At 69.9% G+C, this 19088-nt stretch carries 14 protein-coding genes and 2 tRNA genes; 13 read left to right on the forward strand and 3 right to left on the reverse strand.

Going from position 1 to position 19088, the window contains the following annotated elements:
- Positions 1-439 precede the first annotated feature (439 nt).
- The 11 genes from dnaA to NP064_RS00055 all read left to right on the forward strand — a co-directional run bounded on the left by dnaA (position 440) and on the right by NP064_RS00055 (position 13014).
- Entirely contained in the window at positions 440-1903 is a 1464-nt protein-coding gene (dnaA, locus tag NP064_RS00005) for a chromosomal replication initiator protein DnaA (protein WP_227568561.1), read from the forward strand.
- A gap of 738 nt (positions 1904-2641) precedes the next feature.
- The gene (gene dnaN, locus NP064_RS00010) at positions 2642-3772 is read left to right on the forward strand and encodes a DNA polymerase III subunit beta (protein ID WP_227568560.1); all 1131 of its coding nucleotides are present in this window, start codon (positions 2642-2644) and stop codon (positions 3770-3772) included.
- An 86-nt stretch (positions 3773-3858) separates the two neighbouring features.
- Positions 3859-4809, forward strand: a complete 951-nt coding sequence (gene gnd, locus NP064_RS00015) for a phosphogluconate dehydrogenase (NAD(+)-dependent, decarboxylating) (RefSeq protein ID WP_227568559.1) — start codon at positions 3859-3861, stop codon at positions 4807-4809.
- A 9-nt stretch (positions 4810-4818) separates the two neighbouring features.
- On the forward strand, positions 4819-6081 hold the full coding sequence (recF, locus tag NP064_RS00020) for a DNA replication/repair protein RecF (RefSeq protein ID WP_227568558.1): 1263 nt from the start codon (positions 4819-4821) through the stop codon (positions 6079-6081).
- The gene (locus NP064_RS00025) at positions 6071-6664 is read left to right on the forward strand and encodes a DciA family protein (protein ID WP_227568557.1); all 594 of its coding nucleotides are present in this window, start codon (positions 6071-6073) and stop codon (positions 6662-6664) included. The genes recF and NP064_RS00025 overlap by 11 nt, the downstream gene beginning before the upstream one ends.
- 211 nt (positions 6665-6875) lie before the next feature.
- Positions 6876-8912, forward strand: coding sequence for a DNA topoisomerase (ATP-hydrolyzing) subunit B (gene gyrB, locus NP064_RS00030; protein WP_372456347.1), 2037 nt, complete (start codon positions 6876-6878; stop codon positions 8910-8912).
- A 43-nt stretch (positions 8913-8955) separates the two neighbouring features.
- Complete coding sequence (gene gyrA / locus NP064_RS00035) at positions 8956-11568, forward strand: DNA gyrase subunit A (protein WP_227568556.1); 2613 nt, start codon at positions 8956-8958, stop codon at positions 11566-11568.
- A gap of 44 nt (positions 11569-11612) precedes the next feature.
- Positions 11613-12602, forward strand: coding sequence for a DUF3566 domain-containing protein (locus NP064_RS00040; protein ID WP_227568554.1), 990 nt, complete (start codon positions 11613-11615; stop codon positions 12600-12602).
- 78 nt (positions 12603-12680) lie between these two features.
- Positions 12681-12754 (forward strand) — tRNA-Ile (locus tag NP064_RS00045).
- Positions 12755-12778: 24 nt separating this feature from the next.
- Entirely contained in the window at positions 12779-12898 is a 120-nt protein-coding gene (locus NP064_RS00050) for a DLW-39 family protein (protein ID WP_222705421.1), read from the forward strand.
- A gap of 43 nt (positions 12899-12941) precedes the next feature.
- Positions 12942-13014, forward strand: a tRNA-Ala gene (locus NP064_RS00055).
- A gap of 160 nt (positions 13015-13174) precedes the next feature.
- Here the strand turns inward: NP064_RS00055 and NP064_RS00060 are convergent.
- From NP064_RS00060 to NP064_RS00070, 3 genes are all read right to left on the reverse strand, one after another.
- Complete coding sequence (locus NP064_RS00060; RefSeq protein WP_227568553.1) at positions 13175-13432, reverse strand: hypothetical protein; 258 nt, start codon at positions 13430-13432, stop codon at positions 13175-13177.
- A gap of 491 nt (positions 13433-13923) precedes the next feature.
- The gene (locus tag NP064_RS00065; RefSeq protein WP_227568552.1) at positions 13924-16287 is read right to left on the reverse strand and encodes a glycoside hydrolase family 9 protein; all 2364 of its coding nucleotides are present in this window, start codon (positions 16285-16287) and stop codon (positions 13924-13926) included.
- Positions 16288-16554: 267 nt separating this feature from the next.
- The gene (locus NP064_RS00070) at positions 16555-17466 is read right to left on the reverse strand and encodes a hypothetical protein (protein ID WP_227568551.1); all 912 of its coding nucleotides are present in this window, start codon (positions 17464-17466) and stop codon (positions 16555-16557) included.
- Between the two features lie 122 nt (positions 17467-17588).
- Here NP064_RS00070 and NP064_RS00075 point away from each other — a divergent pair, with 122 nt between their 5' ends.
- On the forward strand, positions 17589-18128 hold the full coding sequence (locus NP064_RS00075) for a peptidylprolyl isomerase (protein ID WP_227568550.1): 540 nt from the start codon (positions 17589-17591) through the stop codon (positions 18126-18128).
- Between the two features lie 156 nt (positions 18129-18284).
- Positions 18285-19004 (forward strand): rhomboid family intramembrane serine protease, encoded by a 720-nt coding sequence (locus NP064_RS00080; protein ID WP_372456346.1) that lies wholly within the window; start codon positions 18285-18287, stop codon positions 19002-19004.
- Positions 19005-19088: the final 84 nt, after the last annotated feature.

A 19088-nucleotide genomic window follows, 5' to 3' on the forward strand; every position in this document is an offset into this window, starting at 1 on the left:
CTCGCAGCGAGGGTCAAACTCACCCGCTCGAGGCACGCGGTTCCCTCGTCGGGACGCCGACCGGCTGTGCCGTCCGGATAGTCCTGGGACGAGTATGCGCCGAGATCAGGGCAGGGTCTGGTGGGAATCGATCCTCGGCTGGCGCCGACCACGTCTCGGCGTCCACAGGTAGCGTCGGCCGCTGGCGGCACGGGGTCCACCGCCGCCGGCACTGCCCATGCCGAGGGTGGGCCACTACGATCGGCACGTCGAGCGACCGGCTCGCGTCCTGCTCCGGGACGCAGGTCGCGCCGAACCCGCCAGGGCCCCGCGCCCTGGCCTCTCTCGCCCGACGACTAGGCGCGGTGATCCGTCGCACACAGGTTGTGGATAACTATGTGGACGACGGGCTGGCGTGCGACACTCGACCACGAGTCATCACCAGCAGCGAGGGTAGGACGTGTCACCACAGGACGAGCAGCTGGCCCACGTGTGGGCTCATGCCCTCTCCCAACTGGACTCCAGCCCCGACATCACGCCGCGCCAGCTCGCGTTCGTCAAGCTGGCGCAGCCGCTGGGGCTCCTCGACGGGACCATGCTCCTCGCGGTCGGCAACGACCTCACCAAGGAGTACCTGGAGACCCGGGTCCGGGCCGAGGTCACCGAGGCGTTGACAGCGGCCCTTGGCCGTGAGGCGCGCTTCGCGATCACCGTCGACGCCGATCTGGCCCCGCTCGACTCCCCCGCGCCGACATCACCGTCGACGCCCGCCCGTGGCAACTCCACGGAGTCGCTCACCTCGGACCCGCAGGACTTCCTCGCCGGCAACGCGCCGATGGAGCAGGAGCCGATCCGGATGAGCACGGCTCGGCGCACGCCGCCGACCGAGCCGGCCCGCCTGAACCCGAAGTACCTGTTCGAGACCTTCGTCATCGGGTCGTCCAACCGGTTCGCCCACGCCGCTGCGGTCGCTGTGGCGGAGGCGCCCGCAAAGGCGTACAACCCGCTGTTCATCTACGGCGACTCGGGACTGGGCAAGACGCACCTGCTGCACGCGATCGGCCACTACGCGCAGAACCTCTATCCGAGCGTGCGCGTGCGCTACGTGAACTCCGAGGAGTTCACCAACGACTTCATCAACTCGATCGGTGAGGGCAAGGCAGGAGCCTTCCAGCGGCGGTACCGCGAGGTGGACGTCCTCCTCATCGACGACATCCAGTTCCTGCAGGGCAAAGAGCAGACGATGGAGGAGTTCTTCCACACCTTCAACACCCTGCACAACGCCAGCAAGCAGATCGTCCTCACCTCCGACCTGCCGCCCAAGCAGCTGAACGGCTTCGAGGACCGTATGCGGTCCCGCTTCGAGTGGGGCCTGATCACCGACGTCCAGCCGCCGGACCTCGAGACCCGCATCGCGATCCTCCGCAAGAAGGCCGGCAGCGAGCGTCTGCAGGCTCCGCACGACGTGCTCGAGTACATCGCCTCGAAGATCTCGAGCAACATCCGGGAGCTCGAGGGCGCGCTCATCCGGGTCACGGCCTTCGCCAACCTGAATCGGCAGCAGGTGGACCTCTCCCTCGCCGAGATCGTCCTCAAGGACCTCATCACCGACGACCAGACCGCGGAGATCACGGCGACCGCGGTGATCGGGCAGACGGCCGCGTACTTCGGGCTGTCCATCGACGACCTGTGCGGCTCGTCGCGGTCGAGGGTGCTGGTCACGGCCCGGCAGATCGCCATGTACCTGTGCCGCGAGCTGACCGACCTGTCCCTGCCCAAGATCGGCCAGGCGTTCGGCGGACGCGACCACACCACCGTGATGCACGCCAATCGCAAGATCCGCGAGCTGATGGCTGAGCGTCGGTCGATCTACAACCAGGTCACCGAGCTCACCAACCGGATCAAGCAGCAGAACCGAGGCTGACCACCGCCTCCTCGGCCCGGACGGCAGTGCATCCTGCTCCGGGCCGCTTCTGTGCTGCCCGCAGGACGCCAGGCCTTCCGGACATCGCCTCCGCGCGCTGACGGGCCCGCCAGGCCTGTCCTAGCCCTTCTGGGAGGCGTTGCACGGCGACTCAGTGATGTGCCGCGCGATCGGGTGTGGCCGCCTGTCCACACCCATCCACCGGGACGAGGCCACGATCGTGCCCCTCTTGTCCCGTATTGCGTAATCTCGGAATGCCCGAAGCGGACATCGGTGGGACGAATATCAACACCTGTGCACAGACCTGTGGATGACGGTGGACAAGGGCCTCGAGGGTGTGGACGCAGAACGTCTTCTCGGTGGACAGAGAACGGCGGGAAAGTGCTCGTCCACAGAACGGCTGTTCATCCACCGCTGCGACCCACAGTCCATGCACACCCCACCAGCGGCTCTGACCTGCGCAGACGAGCGTCATCCACACGATGCACAGACCCGATGATGACGACGAGTCCCCTCTAGGAAAGAAATCCGCACACCGTCATGGAGGTTCTGGCGAACCGACCGGACACACCCTGTGCTTCCCTCGCTCACGCGGTACCGGCACACGACGCTCTCGCGTAGTGTTGCCCTCCGACCCGAGCACAGCCCTCGCTTCGGCGGGCCGCGCCGCGGACCGCCGGCCGACGTGCCGCCGCTCGTGCACGGGTCACTGATGCCAGGGGATCGAGAGGGTGGGGCATGAAGTTCCGCGTCGACCGTGACGTTCTCGCAGATGCCGTCACGTGGACCGCACGTAGCCTGCCGACACGTCCTCCTGTGCCGGTACTGGCTGGAGTCCGCATCGAGGCTGACTCCACCGGGACGATCCAGCTGTCGAGCTTCGACTACGAGGTCTCGGCACGCTCTGAGATCCCCGCCGACGTCAGCGAGCCCGGGGTCGTTCTCGTCTCCGGCCGGCTGCTCGCGGAGATCTCGCGCGCGCTTCCCGCCAAGCCCGTCGACGTTGTCCTCGACGGCACCAAGGTCACCGTCACCTGCGGCGCCTCGCGCTTCACCTTGCTGACGATGCCCGTCGACGACTACCCGGCGCTGCCGGTGATGCCCGACGTCGCAGGCACCGTCGACGGTGACGACCTCGCCCACGCCGTCGCGCAGGTCACCGTCGCGGCGAGCCGCGACGACACGCTTCCGCTGCTCACGGGCGTCCGGATGGAGATCGAGGGCGAGAAGATCACGCTCCTCGCCACGGACCGCTACCGACTGGCCCTTCGTCAGCTGACGTGGACCCCGTCCTCCCCGGACCTGTCCACCACAGCGCTCGTGCGCGCCCGGACACTGTCCGACGCGGCGAAGTCGCTGGGATCGAGCTCCTCGGTGAACATCGCGCTGTCCACCGGCCAGGGCATCGACATGATCGGTTTCGAGGCGAACGGCCGTCACACGACCTCGCTGCTCGTCGACGGCGACTACCCGCCGGTCCGACGCCTCTTCCCGGACGAGACGCCCATCCACGCCGTCGTGCTGACCCAGTCCCTCGCGGACGCCGCCAAGCGCGTGTCGCTCGTCGCCGAGCGGAACACGCCCATCCGGCTGTCCTTCACCGAGGGCCAGGTCGTGCTCGACGCCGGCCAGGGCGACGACGCGCAGGCCTCCGAGGCACTCGAGGCGACGCTGGTGGGCGAGGACATCTCGGTGGCGTTCAACCCGCAGTTCCTGCTGGACGGCCTCGGCGCGCTGAACACGCCGTTCGTGCGGTTGTCGTTCACCCACCCGAACAAGCCGGTGGAGTTCACCGGGCAGGACTCCCTCGAGGGCGACGACCTGCAGGAGTACCGGTACCTGCTGGTGCCGATCCGCTTCGCCAGCTGACTGTCCTCGACGCCGAGGGGCGTCAGGGGGCGCGGGGCGAGAGACTTGGCGCCCGGCACGAGCCCGACTGAGGAGAGGCGGCACCGATGCACATCGGCCTAGTGGGACTCGGCAGGATGGGCGCGAACATGCGCACCCGCATCCGCGCCGCGGGCATCGACGTCTCCGGCTACGACCCTCGCCCCGACGTCTCGGACGTCGCGACCCTTGCCGAGCTGGTGGAGCTGCTGCCCGCCGGCGAGCGGATCGTGTGGGTGATGGTCCCGGCCGGCGAGGTGACGCACTCGGTGGTGGCCGAGCTCGCCGACCTGCTGGTCCCTGGGGACCTGGTCATCGACGGCGGCAACTCGTACTTCGCCGACGACGAGCGCCATGGCGCGATGCTCCATGCCCGCGGCGTGGGCTACCTGGACGTGGGGGTCTCCGGCGGGATCTGGGGCCTGGAGAACGGGTATGGCCTGATGGTGGGCGGCGGCGCGGAGGACGTCGCGCGCGCGATGCCGATCTTCGACGCCCTCCGGCCGGAGGGGCCCCGCGACGAGGGCTTCGTGCACGCCGGACCGGTGGGCGCAGGCCACTACGCGAAGATGGTGCACAACGGGATCGAGTACGGCCTGATGCAGGCCTACGCCGAGGGCTACGAGCTGCTCGAGGCGAAGGGCCTCATCACGGACGTGCCCGGCACCCTCAAGGCGTGGTCGCGCGGCACGGTGGTCCGGTCGTGGCTGCTGGACCTGCTCGTGGCCGCGCTCGAGGAGGACCAGGACCTCTCGACCATCGAGGACTGGGTCGACGACTCCGGTGAAGGGCGGTGGACGGTGGACGAGGCGATCGACCTCGCTGTGCCGCTTCCCGTGATCTCCGCGGCCCTCTTCGCACGGTTCGCCTCCCGCCAAGGGCAGTCCCCGGCGATGAAGGCCGTGGCCGCGTTGCGCCAGCAGTTCGGCGGGCATGCGGTCCGGCCTGCCGGGTCGGCCCCGTCCGAGGGCCGCATCGGCCCGTCCGCTCCCCCCGCACCCCCTGCGTCATCCGTCTGACCTGCACCGATGTACGTCTCTTATCTCTCGCTGACAGATTTCCGCTCCTATCGCCAGGTCGAGCTGCCCTTGGACCCGGGCGCGACCGCACTGGTCGGCCCAAACGGCCAGGGCAAGACGAACCTGGTCGAGGCGCTCGGATACATCGCCACGCTCGGCAGCCACCGGGTGCCGTCGGACGCCGCCCTGGTGCGGTCCGGCGCCGGCCGGGCTGTGGTCCGCGCCAAGGTGGTCCGGGAACGGACCGTCGACGGGGCCCCGTCTGAGCGGACCAGCCTCGTCGAGGTGGAGATCACGCCGGGGAAGGCGAACCGCTCGCGCGTCAACGGAGGCTCCCCGGGGCGGGCCCGCGACATCCTGGGGCTGCTGCGCACGGTGCTGTTCGCGCCCGAGGACCTGGCCCTGGTCAAGGGAGACCCGGACGGCCGCCGGAAGTTCCTGGACGAGCTCGCGGTGCTGGTGACACCGCGGCTCGCGGGAGTCGTGGCCGACTACGACAGGGTGCTGCGCCAGCGCAGCGCGCTGCTGAAGTCGGCCGGGCTCGCGATGCGGAACTCCCGCGGCGGCGCCGACCTGCGCACGCTGGACGTGTGGGACGCGAAGCTCGCGCAGGTCGGCGCGGAGCTCATCGTGGCTCGTCGCGCGATTGTGGCGGCCTTGGCCCCGCACGTCGCGCGGGCGTACGAGCAGGTCAGCTCGGGGCAGGGTGAGGCGGTCGTCACCTATCGCGCGTCGTTGGACGCAGCGCTCGAGGGCGCCGACCACGGTCAGGAGCCCGACGTCCCCGGGGCCGCCGGGGCTCCGGCGCCGGCGCACGTCGTCGAGGCCCAGATGCTCGAGGCCATGGCGCAGCTGCGGGCCAAGGAGATCGAGCGGGGGGTGTGCCTGGTCGGGCCGCATCGCGACGACCTGACCCTCACGTTGGGCGGGCTGCCGGCGAAGGGGTACGCCAGCCATGGCGAGTCGTGGTCTTTTGCGCTGGCGCTGCGTTTGGCGTCGTACACGCTGCTGACGCGGGGGCCGGACCAGGTGGGCGGCGCGGAGCAGGACGGCGACCTGTGGATGGCGGACTGGGGCGAGGACGGCGAGCCGGTGCTGATCCTGGACGACGTGTTCGCCGAGCTCGACGTCCGCCGGCGGGACCGCCTGGCCGAGCTGGTCGCGCCCGCCCGGCAGGTGATCATCACGGCGGCGGTGCCCACCGACGTCCCCGAGCAGCTGTCCGGGGCGCGGGTGGACGTGATGGGCGGGGAGGTGTCGCGTGTCCGCTGAGGACCCTCGCCCCGATGAGTCCGCGACGTCGGGCGACGACGCGCAAGGCGCTGCGGCGTCGGTCGACGGCGTCCCGGCGAGCGAGGTCGTCGAGCTCACGCCGCCGGCGCAGGTCGCCCGTGCCGCGCTCGAGAGGGCCAAGGCCGCGGCCCGATCGAAGGGCATCCGCCCAGGTCAGCCTGCTCGTCGGTCGCCGCTCGACATCCCTCGCGGCACGTCCGGCCCGGGTGGGCGCGACCCGCAGATGATCGGCGCCACCCTGCCGGTGCTGGTGCGCAACCAGGGGTGGGTGCAGAAGCTGTCGGTGGGCGGGCTGATGGGCCGCTGGCGGGAGATCGTCGGCGACATCGCCGACCACTGCGTCCCGGAGACCTTCGAGGACGGCATCCTCACGGTCCGCGCCGACTCGACGGCGTACGCCACGAACGTCCGGCTGTACGTCTCGGCGATGCTGCGGGAGATCTCGGCCGTGGTCGGCGAGGACGTCGTGCGGGAGGTCCGGGTGCTCGGGCCGGCAGGCCCAGGGTTCAAGAGGGGCCCGCGCTCGGTGCCCGGGCGCGGCCCCCGCGACACCTTCGGCTGAGCCGGCGCCACCGCGGTCGAAGACGACCTGGTCGCACCCCTGAGGGCCTGCCCGCGCCGCGCGCGCGGAGACGGGGGTCTAGAACCTATGTCCAGGTAGACTGTGAGGGTCATTCTTGGCGCGTCTGCGCCGAGAACTCCAGCGTCATGGGGTGATCCGCTCTCCGGGATCGCCTCGTCCGCGTGTGAGACCTTGAGGAGCACCGCAACCCGTGGCCGACCAGAGCCTGACCGACGCCCCCGCGACGACCGACGGCACCCCCCCAGCATCTTCCAACGGCGGCTACGACGCCAGTGCGATCACCGTCCTCGAAGGCCTCGAGGCCGTTCGCAAGCGGCCCGGCATGTACATCGGCTCGACCGGTGAGCGGGGCCTGCACCACCTCGTCTACGAGGTGGTCGACAACTCGGTCGACGAGGCGCTCGCAGGGTACTGCGACCACATCGAGGTCACCCTGCTCGAGGACGGCGGCGTGCGGGTCGTCGACAACGGCCGCGGCATCCCGGTGGACATCGTGAAGTCCGAGGGCAAGCCGGCCGTCGAGGTCGTGCTCACCGTGCTGCACGCCGGCGGGAAGTTCGGCGGCGCGGGCTACGCGGTGTCGGGCGGCCTGCACGGTGTCGGCGTCTCGGTGGTCAACGCGCTCTCCGAGAAGCTCTCGGTCGAGGTCCGCAAGGGCAACGTCTACCGGCAGTCGTACATGCGCGGCGCGCCGCAGGCCCCGCTCGCCAAGGGCGAGGAGGTCGCCGAGACCGGCACCACCGTCACGTTCTGGGCCGACGACCAGATCTTCGAGACGACGACGTACGACTTCGAGACGCTGCGCTCGCGCTTCCAGCAGATGGCCTTCCTCAACAAGGGCCTGCAGATCACCCTCACCGACGAGCGCCCGGGCCACATCGGCACGGACGACGAGGTCGCCGAGCAGGAGGTCGAGCCGCAGGCCCGCACGGTCACGTACAAGTACGACGGCGGGCTCGTCGACTACGTGCGGCACCTCAACGCCGCCAAGAAGGTCGAACTCGTCAACCCCGAGATCATCGACTTCGAGTCCGAGGACGTCGAGCGCCGCATCTCGGTGGAGATCGCGCTGCAGTGGACCACCTCGTACTCCGAGTCGGTGCACACCTACGCCAACACGATCTCCACGACCGAGGGCGGCACCCACGAAGAGGGCTTCCGGGCCGCCATGACGTCGCTCATCAACCGCTACGCGCGCGAGAAGGGGCTGATCAAGGAGAAGGACGAGAACCTCACGGGCGACGACATCCGCGAGGGCCTCACAGCCGTCATCTCGATCAAGCTCGGCGAGCCGCAGTTCGAGGGCCAGACGAAGACGAAGCTCGGGAACACCGAGGCCAAGACGTTCGTGCAGCGCGTGGTCAACGAGCAGCTCGGCGACTGGCTGGACTCCCACCCGAACGAGGCGCGCGACGTCATCCGCAAGTCGCAGCAGGCAGCGGCGGCCCGCATGGCCGCCCGCAAGGCGCGCGAGGCGACCCGGCGCAAGGGGCTGCTCGAGTCGGGCGGCATGCCCGGCAAGCTCAAGGACTGCCAGTCCAACCGGGCTGAGGAGTGCGAGATCTACATCGTCGAGGGTGACTCGGCAGGCGGCTCGGCGGTGCGCGGGCGCAACCCCCGCACCCAGGCGATCCTGCCCATCCGCGGCAAGATCCTCAACGTCGAGCGGGCGCGGCTCGACCGCGCGCTGGGCAACCAGGAGGTGCAGGCGCTGATCACCGCGTTCGGCACCGGCATCGGCGAGGACTTCGACGTCAGCAAGCTGCGGTACCACAAGATCGTGATCATGGCCGACGCCGATGTCGACGGCCAGCACATCCGCACGCTGCTGCTCACCCTGCTGTTCCGCTACATGCCCGGACTGATCAAGGGCGGGTACGTGTACCTGGCCCAGCCGCCGCTCTACCGCATCAAGTGGTCGAACGCGGCCCACGACTACGTCTACTCCGACCGTGAGCGGGACGCCGTGCTGCTGGACGGCCAGGCCCACGGCAAGCGGATTCCCAAGGAGAACGCGATCCAGCGGTACAAGGGTCTCGGCGAGATGGACTACTCCGAGCTCTGGGACACGACGATGGACCCCGAGCACCGCACGCTGCTGCAGGTGACGTTGGACGCGGCAGCCGCTGCCGACGACACGTTCTCCGTGCTGATGGGCGAGGACGTCGAGCAGCGCCGTTCGTTCATCCAGCGCAACGCGAAGGACGTGCGCTTCCTCGACATCTGAGGACTGCGCGCATCCGCCCCCACGCGAGACCAAGGACTGATCTGTGACTGAGAACCACACCGACATCGAGCACGGCAACATCGAGCAGGTCGACCTGCAGCTCGAGATGCAGCGGTCCTTCTTGGACTACGCGATGTCCGTCATCGTGACGCGTGCGCTGCCCGACGTCCGCGACGGCCTCAAGCCGGTGCACCGCCGCGTGCTGTACGCGATGTACGACGGCGGGTACCGCCCGGACCGCCAGTTCTCCAAGTGCACGCGCGTCGTCGGCGACGTCATGGGCAAGTACCACCCGCACGGCGACACGTCGATCTACGACGCGCTGGTCCGCCTGGTGCAGGACTGGTCGCTGCGCTACCCGCTGGTGTCCGGCCAGGGGAACTTCGGCTCCCCCGGCGACGACCCGGCCGCCGCGCCGCGATACACCGAGTGCAAGATGGCGCCGCTGGCCATGGAGATGGTCCGCGACATCGACGAGGACACCGTCGACTTCCAGGACAACTACGACGGCCGCACCCAGGAGCCGTCCGTCCTGCCCGCGCGGTACCCGAACCTGCTGGTCAATGGGTCGGCCGGCATCGCCGTCGGCATGGCCACGAACATCCCCTCGCACAACCTCCGCGAGGTCGCGCAGGGCGTCGAGTGGTACCTCGACCACCCCGAGGCCACCAAGGAGGAGCTCCTCGAGGCCCTCCTGACCATCATCAAGGGCCCGGACTTCCCCACCGGCGCGACGATCCTTGGCCACAAGGGCATCGAGGAGGCGTACCGCACCGGCCGCGGGTCCATCACGATGCGCGCGGTCGTCGAGGTGGAGGAGATCCAGGGCCGGATCTGCCTGGTCGTCACCGAGCTGCCGTACCAGGTGAACCCGGACCACCTGGCCCGCAAGATCGCCGACCTGGTCAAGGACAACCGCGTCACCGGCATCGCGGACATCCGCGACGAGACGTCGGGCCGCACCGGCCAGCGCCTGGTGATCGTGCTCAAGCGCGACGCCGTCGCGAAGGTCGTGCTCAACAACCTGTACAAGCACACGCAGCTGCAGGAGACGTTCGGCGCGAACATGCTCGCGCTGGTCGACGGGGTCCCCCGCACGCTGAGCATCGACGCGTTCATCCGCCACTGGGTGACGCACCAGCTCGAGGTCATCGTGCGGCGCACCAGCTACCGGCTGCGCAAGGCCGAAGAGCAGATGCACATCTACCGCGGCTACCTGAAGGCGCTCGACGCGCTCGACGAGGTCATCGCGCTGATCCGCCGCTCCCCCGACGCCGAGCAGGCCAACGCCGGGCTTCAGGCCCTGCTGAGCATCGACGAGGTGCAGGCGGGAGCCATCCTCGCGATGCAGCTGCGCCGGCTCGCCGCGCTGGAGCGTCAGAAGATCATCGAGGCGCACGACAAGCTCGCCGCCGAGATCATCGGCTACCAGGCGATCCTCTCCGACCCGCAGATGCAGCGCACGATCGTCAGCGAGGAGCTCGCTGAGATCGTCGACCGGTACGGCGACGAGCGCCGGACCACGATCCTCCCGTTCAACGGCGAGGTCTCCATGGAGGACCTCATCGCCGAGGAGGAGATGGTCGTCACCATCACCCGCGGCGGCTACGTCAAGCGCACCCGCTCGGACAACTACCGCGCCCAGCGGCGCGGCGGCAAGGGCGTGCGTGGCGCGCAGCTGCGCGAGGACGACATCGTCGACCACTTCTTCGTGACGACAACGCACCACTGGCTGCTGTTCTTCACCAACCTGGGCCGGGTGTACCGGGCCAAGGCCTACGAGCTGCCTGAGGGCGGCCGCGACGCCAAGGGCCAGCACGTGGCGAACCTGCTGGCCTTCCAGCCGGGCGAGCGCATCGCCCAGGTGCTCGACATCCCCGACTACGAGTCCGCCGAGTACCTGGTCCTCGCGACCAAGCGCGGTCTGGTCAAGAAGACGCGGCTGTCGGAGTACGACTCCAACCGCAGCGGCGGTCTGATCGCGATCAACCTGCGCGAGGACGACGAGGGCAACACCGACGAGCTGGTCTCGGCCTGCGCGGTCGACGCCGGGAACGACCTCATGCTGGTCTCCCGCAAGGGCCAGTCGATCCGCTTCACCGCCACCGACGAGGCGATGCGCCCCATGGGCCGCGCGACCTCCGGCGTGACGGGCATGAAGTTCCGCGGCGAGGACGAGCTGCTCGCGATGGACGTCGTTCGCGAGGAGGCGTTCCTCTTCACGGTCACCGAGGGCGGCATCGCGAAGTCCACCGCGCTGACCACGGACAACTACCGGGTGCAGGGCCGTGGCGGCCTGGGCATCAAGGTGGCGAACCTGCCCGAGGCGAACGGCGACCTGGTGGGCGCGCTCGTCGTCGACCACGACGACGAGGTGATGGTCATCATGGAGCGCGGGAAGATCGTGCGCTCGGCCGTGTCCGAGGTCAACGCGACGGGACGCACCACACAGGGCGTCATCTTCGCCAAGCCGGACAATGGCGATCGAATCATCGCAGTTGCTCGCAACATTGAGCGGCACCTGGGTGAGGATGCCGGTAGCGTGGGCGACGAGATCGGGTCGCCGGACGAGACGCAGGACGCGCCGGAGGCCTCCGTGCAGGGCGAGTCGGTCGAGCCGGCCGTCGCCGAGTCATCCGCACTGGAGGATGAATGAGCAGCGATTCCGTTCCGCCGTCCATCCCACCCCGGAAGCGGCCCGTGAAGCCGTCCAGCCACCCGACGGCCAACAGCTCCGGCTCGGCCAAGGCGGCTGAACCGCAGGAGGGCACGGCGGCAGCGAAATCGCAGCCCACGACCCCGGCGACGAGCAAGGAGGCCCCCGCTCCGACGGAGGCCCGGACTGCTCCGGCGCCGACCCCGCGCACCTCGACGTCGGCCCGGCCCGCGACGTCGCCTCGCCCGGCCACCGCGAAGGCCGAGGCGGACGGGGCCGCGCACGCCCCCGGGGCGGCCTACGCGCCGACCGCCACGCGCGAGCCGGTCGGCTCGAACGGGACCGCGTCGTCGACGCACGACTCCGGCACGGACGTTCCTGCAGGGACGGACGAGAGCGAAGAACCCCCGTCGCCGTTGCAGGTCGCGGTCGACTCTGTCACCGCCTCGCTGAAGAAGGCGGCGTCCGCCACGAGCGCCGCCATCTCCTCGGCAAAGCACCCTCGCCCCAAGGACGACACCATGAGCCCGAGCTCGAGCGCCGCGAACGACCACTCCGAGACCGGCGCCTTCGCGGCCGCGGGCGCAGCGACGGCCACGGACGCGCCTCCGCGGCCCTCGACGGGCGCCCGCCCCTCGGTGGGACGGCCGGCGACCATCCCCGCGCCAGGGGCGCCACGCAGGGTGCGGCTCGCCGTGTCCCGGGTCGACCCGTGGTCGGTGATGAAGCTGTCGTTCCTGCTCTCCGTGGCGATCGGCATCATGATCGTCGTGGCCGCGGCCGTCGTGTGGTTCACCCTGGACGGGCTGAGCGTCTTCGCGCAGATCGACACCCTCGTGAAGGAGGTGCTCGGCTCCGAGAGCGACGTCAACGTGCTCCAGTACGTGGAGTTCCAGCGGATCATCTCCGCCGCGACCCTCGTGGCCGTAGTCGACGTGTTCCTGCTGACCGCGCTGTCCACCATCGGCGCGTTCCTCTACAACATCACCGCGTCGCTGGTCGGCGGGGTGCACTTGACGCTCACCGACGAGTGAGCGGTCATCGCGTTTGGGACCTCGGCCCAGCCTGAGGTAGTCTCAACCGGCGCGGTCGTCCTCGGATGATGCGTGCACGGGCCTATAGCTCAGACGGTTAGAGCGCTTCCCTGATAAGGAAGAGGTCACAGGTTCAAGTCCTGTTAGGCCCACTCCCGGACCACTGCGAGGGACGCATGAAGAAGGTACTGCTCCTGCTGGCAGCCGCGGCTGCCGGGTACGTCGTGTGGCAGCGCTACTCGCAGGATCGCGATGAGCGCGATCTCTGGGCAGAGGTCACCGACACCTTCGAGTGAGCCTCACACGGTCGGGCCGGGCGAAGTCGGCCGCCCACCGCGCGGGGCCATGGCGCAATTGGTAGCGCACCTGCTTTGCAAGCAGGGGGTTAGGGGTTCGAGTCCCCTTGGCTCCACAGATGCACGTGACGAACACGAGACGCCCCCGACGATCCGTCGGGGGCGTCTCGAGTTGGGCGGTCGGGGCCGGACCGGCCCCAGGTCCTGCCCGCCAGCCGTGAAGCCGGCGAGGCGTCGCCCACGGCCAGACGGCGCCTCTGCCGGGGCGAGGGCGACCTACGGCTTGGCGATGGCAATTCCCAGGAAGATGCCGATGATGAAGCCCGCGCTCCCGGCCAGCATCGTGGCGACATTCCCAGCCTGCACTGCACTCGCAGTCGCGGTCATTCCCGCCTGTGCTGCGGCTTGCGTCGCCTGCGCTCCGGCATCCACTGCCGCCTGAGTGGACTGCACCCCTGCAGCGGTCGCTGCCTGCACCGCGAGCTCGGTCTCAACACTTTCGACGCGCGTCAGCAATTCGTCCTCGTTGGGCATAGTGGCACCTCCGTGAGAGAGTCGATCCCGTCTCGACGACAGTATGGTCAAGTCGGACATTTCGCCATGCGGAGGAGGTCGGGCCGGGGCCGAGATCGTCGACACGCTGGTCAGCGGTCTCGATGCCAGGCGCGACGAGGTTGCCGTGCGACGAGGTCGCCCGTGCACGGCGGCGTTGGCGCGGGCAGAGTGCGTCACGCGCGCGCTTCGAGCGTCCGAACGTCCCCCGAATGAGCGGCCCTACGTCAGGCGACCACGGGCCGCAGCATGTGTGTGCTCCTGCTCCGCCCATGACCCCAGGGCGTTGAGATAAGGGCACGAGATTCGAGACCCGGGCGACCATCGCCACCTCATACGTCGATTCTCATCCCCTCATGAGGTGCGCTGACACGGGCCCCGACCGAGGAGTCGGTCGGGGCCCGTGTCGTCAGCGACCGGCCGTCGTCGGCCACCCGCCGGCGGATGTGCCTGCGGCGCCGACCAGGGCCAGATCAGCGGACCGAGCAGGCGACCCCGTTCAGGGTGAACGCCGTCGGGCTGGTGTTCGCGCCGGTGTGGGTCGCGTTGAACCCGATCTCCGTGCTGGCGCCCGGGGCCAGCGAGCCGTTCCACGCGGCGTTCTGAGCGGTCACCATGGATCCCGTCTGGGACCAGGTGGCGCTCCAGCCCTGGGTCAGCTGCTGGCCGGACGGGAACGCGAATACCAGGCTCCACGAGGTCAGCGGGGCGCTGGAGGTGTTGGTGACGCGGATCGAGCCCGTCATCCCGGTGGACCAGGCGTTCGACGAGTAGGCCACCGCGCAGGCGGCCGTCGGGCTGGTGGTCACGGTGGGCGTCGGCGTCGGGGTGGGCGTGACCGTGGGCGTGGGCGTGACGGTGGGCGTGACCGTGGGCGTGGGCGTGACGGTGGGCGTGACCGTGGGCGTGGGGGTGGGCGTCGGGTCCACCGTGCCCGGCTCGGTGCCCCAGATGAGCTTCCCGCCGTCGTACAGCGTGATGCCCGCGGTCCTGGCCAGGGCCGTGGCGGTGAGCCCGGAGTACGACGGGTCGTTGGCCGGGTTCCAGCCGCTGCCGCCTGTGACGCGGAACTGGATCTCCCGTCGGTGCGCGGACTGGCCGCCGGGGTAGATGTTCTGCCCCACGCAGCTGATCTCCGCGTAGTAAAGGTCGCCGCCAGCCGAGACCGGCTTGGCCGTCTGCGGGCCGCACTCGCTGTAGTTCGCCGAGACGGCGAGGTTGCTGGCGCTCTCCCCCGCGTCGAGCCGGAACCAGTACCGCAGCGTGCCGTTCTTCAGCGCGCGGGCCGGGAACGCCGACTGGTTGCGGACCATGGCCTTGACCTCGGTGAACCCGTTGCTGGAGGCCTGGTTGAGCATGGCCTCGACGAAGATCTCCGGGCCATCGGCCTTCTCCGCCACCGGGAAGCCGGCGAGCGGCGTGCCGCCGTACTCGTCGACGAGCCGGGCCAGCGCGCTGGTGAATCCGGCGTTGTAGTCCGTGGCGACCTCGTTGGCCACGTAGTCGTCACGCTCGTCGGTGTAGGCGTCGTTCGGGGAACCCGGTCCCCCGACGAGCGCGCCGTACAGCACGTGCCGGGTCTTCTCCGGGTTGGCCATCGAGTCCAGCCAGGAGCCGTGCGCGGTGCGGTGGTGCGGGTTCTGCGGCGGGTTCTCGCCGAAGCCGATCACATAGCTGGACTTGCGCGGGTTGTCGCCCAGCGCGTAGTTGATCTGGCGCACGCCGAAGTCGTGATACCTGGCCTTCCGGGTCGTGTCGGTGAGCCAGTCGGAGTAGACGAGCGCGACGAAGGCGGTGTTGGCCGCGTAGCGCAGCGACCCCCACGTGTCGAGGACAGCCTGCCCGCCCGGGGAGTAGGGCACACGCTGCCCGTTGACGCCCACGGTCCAGTAGTCGAGCCAGCGGTTCGCGTCGTCGACGTACTTCTGCTTGCCGGTCTCCATGGCGAGCAGCGGATAGGTGGCGAACGTCTTGTCGTCCCACGCGACAGTCCACTTGTACGAGCGCGTGGTGGTCTGGTTCTCCACCGACAGCTTGTCGTACTCCGCCTCGGCCTTGGCGAGGTACGACGCGTCACCGGTCGCCTTGTAGAGCCAGTACGCGCCCCAGACGAGCTCGTCCTGGTAGCCGGACCACGACTTGTAGTACGCGGCAGCAGCCGTCACGCAGTCGGAGTACTTGCCGCGGTGGGTGTCGGCGAACGCGTAGAGCTGCTTCGCGTGGGTCAGCAGGGTCGCGGAGTACGCCGGGTCGTCCGTCTTGAACAGGATGGAGGCGGTGGCCATCGAGGCGGCGGTCTCCCCCGCCACATCGCTGCCCGGGCAGCTCGCGTCGACCTTGTGCGACGGCCGCGCCATGGGCATGACCTCGGCCGGGCCCCACCACTTGTGGTCGGCCTCCCCGTCCCCCACCTGCACGTACAGCACGTTGGGCGAGGGGTGGGCCTTGATGAAGTAGTCGTTGACCCAGCGCAGGTTGTCCTTGAGCGCGGCCATCTGGCCGGACTTGGTGTAACCGCCAGGGCTCTCGATGGCGCCCCAGGCGAGCATTGTGGAGGTGAAGGCCATGGGGAGGCCGAACTTCACGTGGTCGCCGGCGTCGTACCAACCGCCGGTCAGGTCGAGGCCCACGTCTGCGCCGTCGGTCAGGGCGGAGTCGCCACGCCATGACACGCGGTTGTCGGCCGGGAGGTCTCCGGACCGTTGCGCCTCGTAGAAGAACAGGGATTTCTGCAGTGCCTCCCCGTAGTTGAAGGCGGGGGCGGCGTTCGCGGGCAGGGCGGCGACCCCGGCCGAGATCGCGCCCGCGGCGACGGTGAGCGCGGTCGCGCAGGCCATCAGCGTTCGTCGCCGGGGACGGGCGTGCCGTCCGGATGGGCCTTGCGGAGAGACGGGACGTGGCATCGAGGACCCCTTCTTCACGCGGATGAGACGAGGCGCGACGATGCGCCCGCCCGGTCCCCGAAGGGACGGCCGCCTCGCGCATCGTCCAGACGCGCGCCTGTCGGGGTCAATGGATGAAACGTTTAGGAACAACGCAGCAGGCCCGGCCCGAGTGCTCGGGCCGGGCCTGCTGCGAGACGCCTGGAGAAAGGGCTCCGCAGATCAGATCTCGCGGGGCTTGTCCTGCTCCGTCGCCGGCGCCTCGTCCGAGACGGCCGCGAAGTCATCCGCGCCCGTGGACGCGTCCTCGTCGGGGGTCTTCGGCGCCGCCCGCCTGGCCCGCTTGGTCGCCTCGGCGGCCCGCTCCTGCAGGTCGTCGGCGGCGGCGCTCACCTTGTCCGCGGCCTTGCGGGTCGCCTCGCGGCTCTTCGCCACGGTGACCCCGGCTGCCTCGCCCAGGGCCTCGGCGGCGTCTCCGACGGCGTCGTTGATCTCGTCGCGGGCCTCGTGTGCCCGCTCACGCAGTGCCTCGGTGCCGCTGAGGGGCTCGGAGGCCGGCTCCCACGGCTCTGCCCACGGGTCGGTGGTGACCCTCGAGCGGTTCCACGCGGCGAACGCGGCGCCCGCGCCGGCGATCGCGGCGAAGATCCAGAACACCTTCGCCCCGGTGTGCTTCTTGGGGGTCTTCGCCGCGGCGGCAGCGGAGACCGCCGCCGGTGCGGCGGCGATCTGGTCGGCAGCGCTCTCGACCGCTGCGCCCGCACGGACCGCGGCCTCGTTCACCGCCGCCACGAGACGCGGGAGGATCTCCTCCACGAGCTTGTCGTGCGCGGTGTCGATGGCCGGGGATGCCTTGTCCGCGGCCTTCTCGACACGGGGAGCAGCAGCCTTGATGCTCTCCTGGTACAGGTGCTCGACCCGCGGGCGCAGCCACTCGAGGGCCGCCTCGACCTTCGGGGTCGTCCATTCCATCGCCTGGGCGGCGGCCTCCGAGGCCTGGGCGGCCAGCACGGCGGCCCGGTCGGCGGCGTGGCTGCCGGCGTCGGACAGGGAGGAGCCCACGTCGGCGGCCTGGACCTTGAGCCGACCTGTGTCGATCGACTCGAGTTTCGGACGACGGATGCTGAAGCTCATGTCCACACACTCCCCAACGGTGACGGTTGACGGCTTGCTGACCCCACACTCTGCCACCTGGCGCCTTGTAGCGCAGGGGCGACATCCGGTCGAACGCGGTCTGGCATGGGACAATGTTCGGCATGTTCGCGACGCTGCACACGACCGCCGGTGACATCCGGATCGAGCTCTTCCCGAACCACGCCCCCAAGACGGTGAAGAACTTCACCGGGCTGGCCACGGGGACCCAGGCGTGGAAGGACCCGAAGACTGGTGCCGAGCGCACCGACCCGTTGTACGACGGTGTCATCTTCCACCGGGTCATCCCCAACTTCATGATCCAGGGCGGGGACCCGCTGGGCACCGGGACCGGTGGCCCGGGCTACAACTTCGACGACGAGATCCACCCCGAGCTCGGCTTCACCGAGCCCTACCTGCTCGCGATGGCGAACGCGGGCCAGCGCCGCGACCCGATCACGGGCAAGCCCGCCGGCACCAACGGCTCGCAGTTCTTCATCTCGGTCGCGCCGACCACGTGGCTGACCGGCAAGCACACGATCTTCGGCAAGGTCGTGGACGACGAGAGCCGCGCCGTCGTCGACGCGATCGCCTCCACGCCGACCCGGCCCGGCGATCGTCCGGTCGAGGACGTCGTCATCTCCTCGATCACCATCGAGGACTGACGGGCTGAGCCGGACCGCATGAGCGCTGGAACTCCCCCACCGGTCGATCCGCCGGTCGACCTGCCCGTCTGCCCGCGGCACCCTGACCGCGTCTCCTACGTCCGCTGTCAGCGCTGCGGACGTCCGACGTGCCCGGAGTGCCAGCGGCAGGCGGCGGTGGGGGTCCAGTGCGTCGACTGCGTGGCGGCTGCGGCCAAGACGCAGCGGCCGGCACGCACGGCCCTGGGCGGCCCGCTTCGGCAGGGGCGCCCCGTCGTCACGATCACGTTCATCGCGATCTGCGTGGCGAGCTTCGTGGCGCAGCAGGTCGTGCCCGGGTGGACGTCGCGGTGGGCGTTCGCTCCGTTCATTGGGGAGCAGGAGCCGTGGCGCTTCCTGACCTCGGCATTCCTGCACTCCACCGGCGGGGTGTTCCACATCCTGTTCAACATGATCGCGCTGTGGATGGTGGGCCCGTACCTCGAGGGACTGCTCGGCCGCGCGCGGTTCGCCGCGTTGTACCTGCTCAGCGCGGTGGGCGGATCGGTGGGGGTGCTCCTGCTGGCCTCGCCGGAGTCGCTGTCCTGGTACTCGGGCGTGGTCGGGGCCTCGGGCGCCGTGTTCGGCCTCTTCGGGGCGGTGCTCGTGGTGCTGCGACGGCTGGGGCGTGACGCCCGCGGGATCCTGGTGATCCTGGCCCTGAACGTCGTGATCGGCTTCGTGGTGCCGCAGATCGCCTGGCAGGCCCACCTGGGCGGCCTGGCCGTCGGGGCGGCGCTGGGGGCCGCCTACGCGTACGCCCCGGCGCGACGGCGCAAAGAGGTGGGCATCGGTGTGACCGTCGGCATGGCGGTGCTGCTCGTCGCTGTCACGGCGTTGAGGTACCTCACCGCCTGACCGGCCCGGCGCCCCGGCAGCCGAACCGCATCACAGGCCCGGAACTTTCGCTCAGGATCCGTCCTGGCGAAGGTTCCGGGCCTT

This window comes from Cellulomonas chengniuliangii (assembly GCF_024508335.1).
GTDB lineage: Bacteria > Actinomycetota > Actinomycetes > Actinomycetales > Cellulomonadaceae > Cellulomonas_A > Cellulomonas_A chengniuliangii.

Bases quoted from the DNA above. Each gene is read 5' to 3' on its own strand.
- dnaN (WP_227568560.1), top strand. From the start codon at position 2,642: ATGAAGTTCCGCGTCGACCGTGACGTTCTCGCAGATGCCGTCACGTGG.
- gnd (WP_227568559.1), top strand. From the start codon at position 3,859: ATGCACATCGGCCTAGTGGGACTCGGCAGGATGGGCGCGAACATGCGC.
- recF (WP_227568558.1), top strand. From the start codon at position 4,819: ATGTACGTCTCTTATCTCTCGCTGACAGATTTCCGCTCCTATCGCCAG.
- NP064_RS00050 (WP_222705421.1), top strand. From the start codon at position 12,779: ATGAAGAAGGTACTGCTCCTGCTGGCAGCCGCGGCTGCCGGGTACGTC.
- NP064_RS00060 (WP_227568553.1), bottom strand. From the start codon at position 13,432: ATGCCCAACGAGGACGAATTGCTGACGCGCGTCGAAAGTGTTGAGACC.
- NP064_RS00065 (WP_227568552.1), bottom strand. From the start codon at position 16,287: ATGGCCTGCGCGACCGCGCTCACCGTCGCCGCGGGCGCGATCTCGGCC.
- NP064_RS00070 (WP_227568551.1), bottom strand. From the start codon at position 17,466: ATGAGCTTCAGCATCCGTCGTCCGAAACTCGAGTCGATCGACACAGGT.
- NP064_RS00075 (WP_227568550.1), top strand. From the start codon at position 17,589: ATGTTCGCGACGCTGCACACGACCGCCGGTGACATCCGGATCGAGCTC.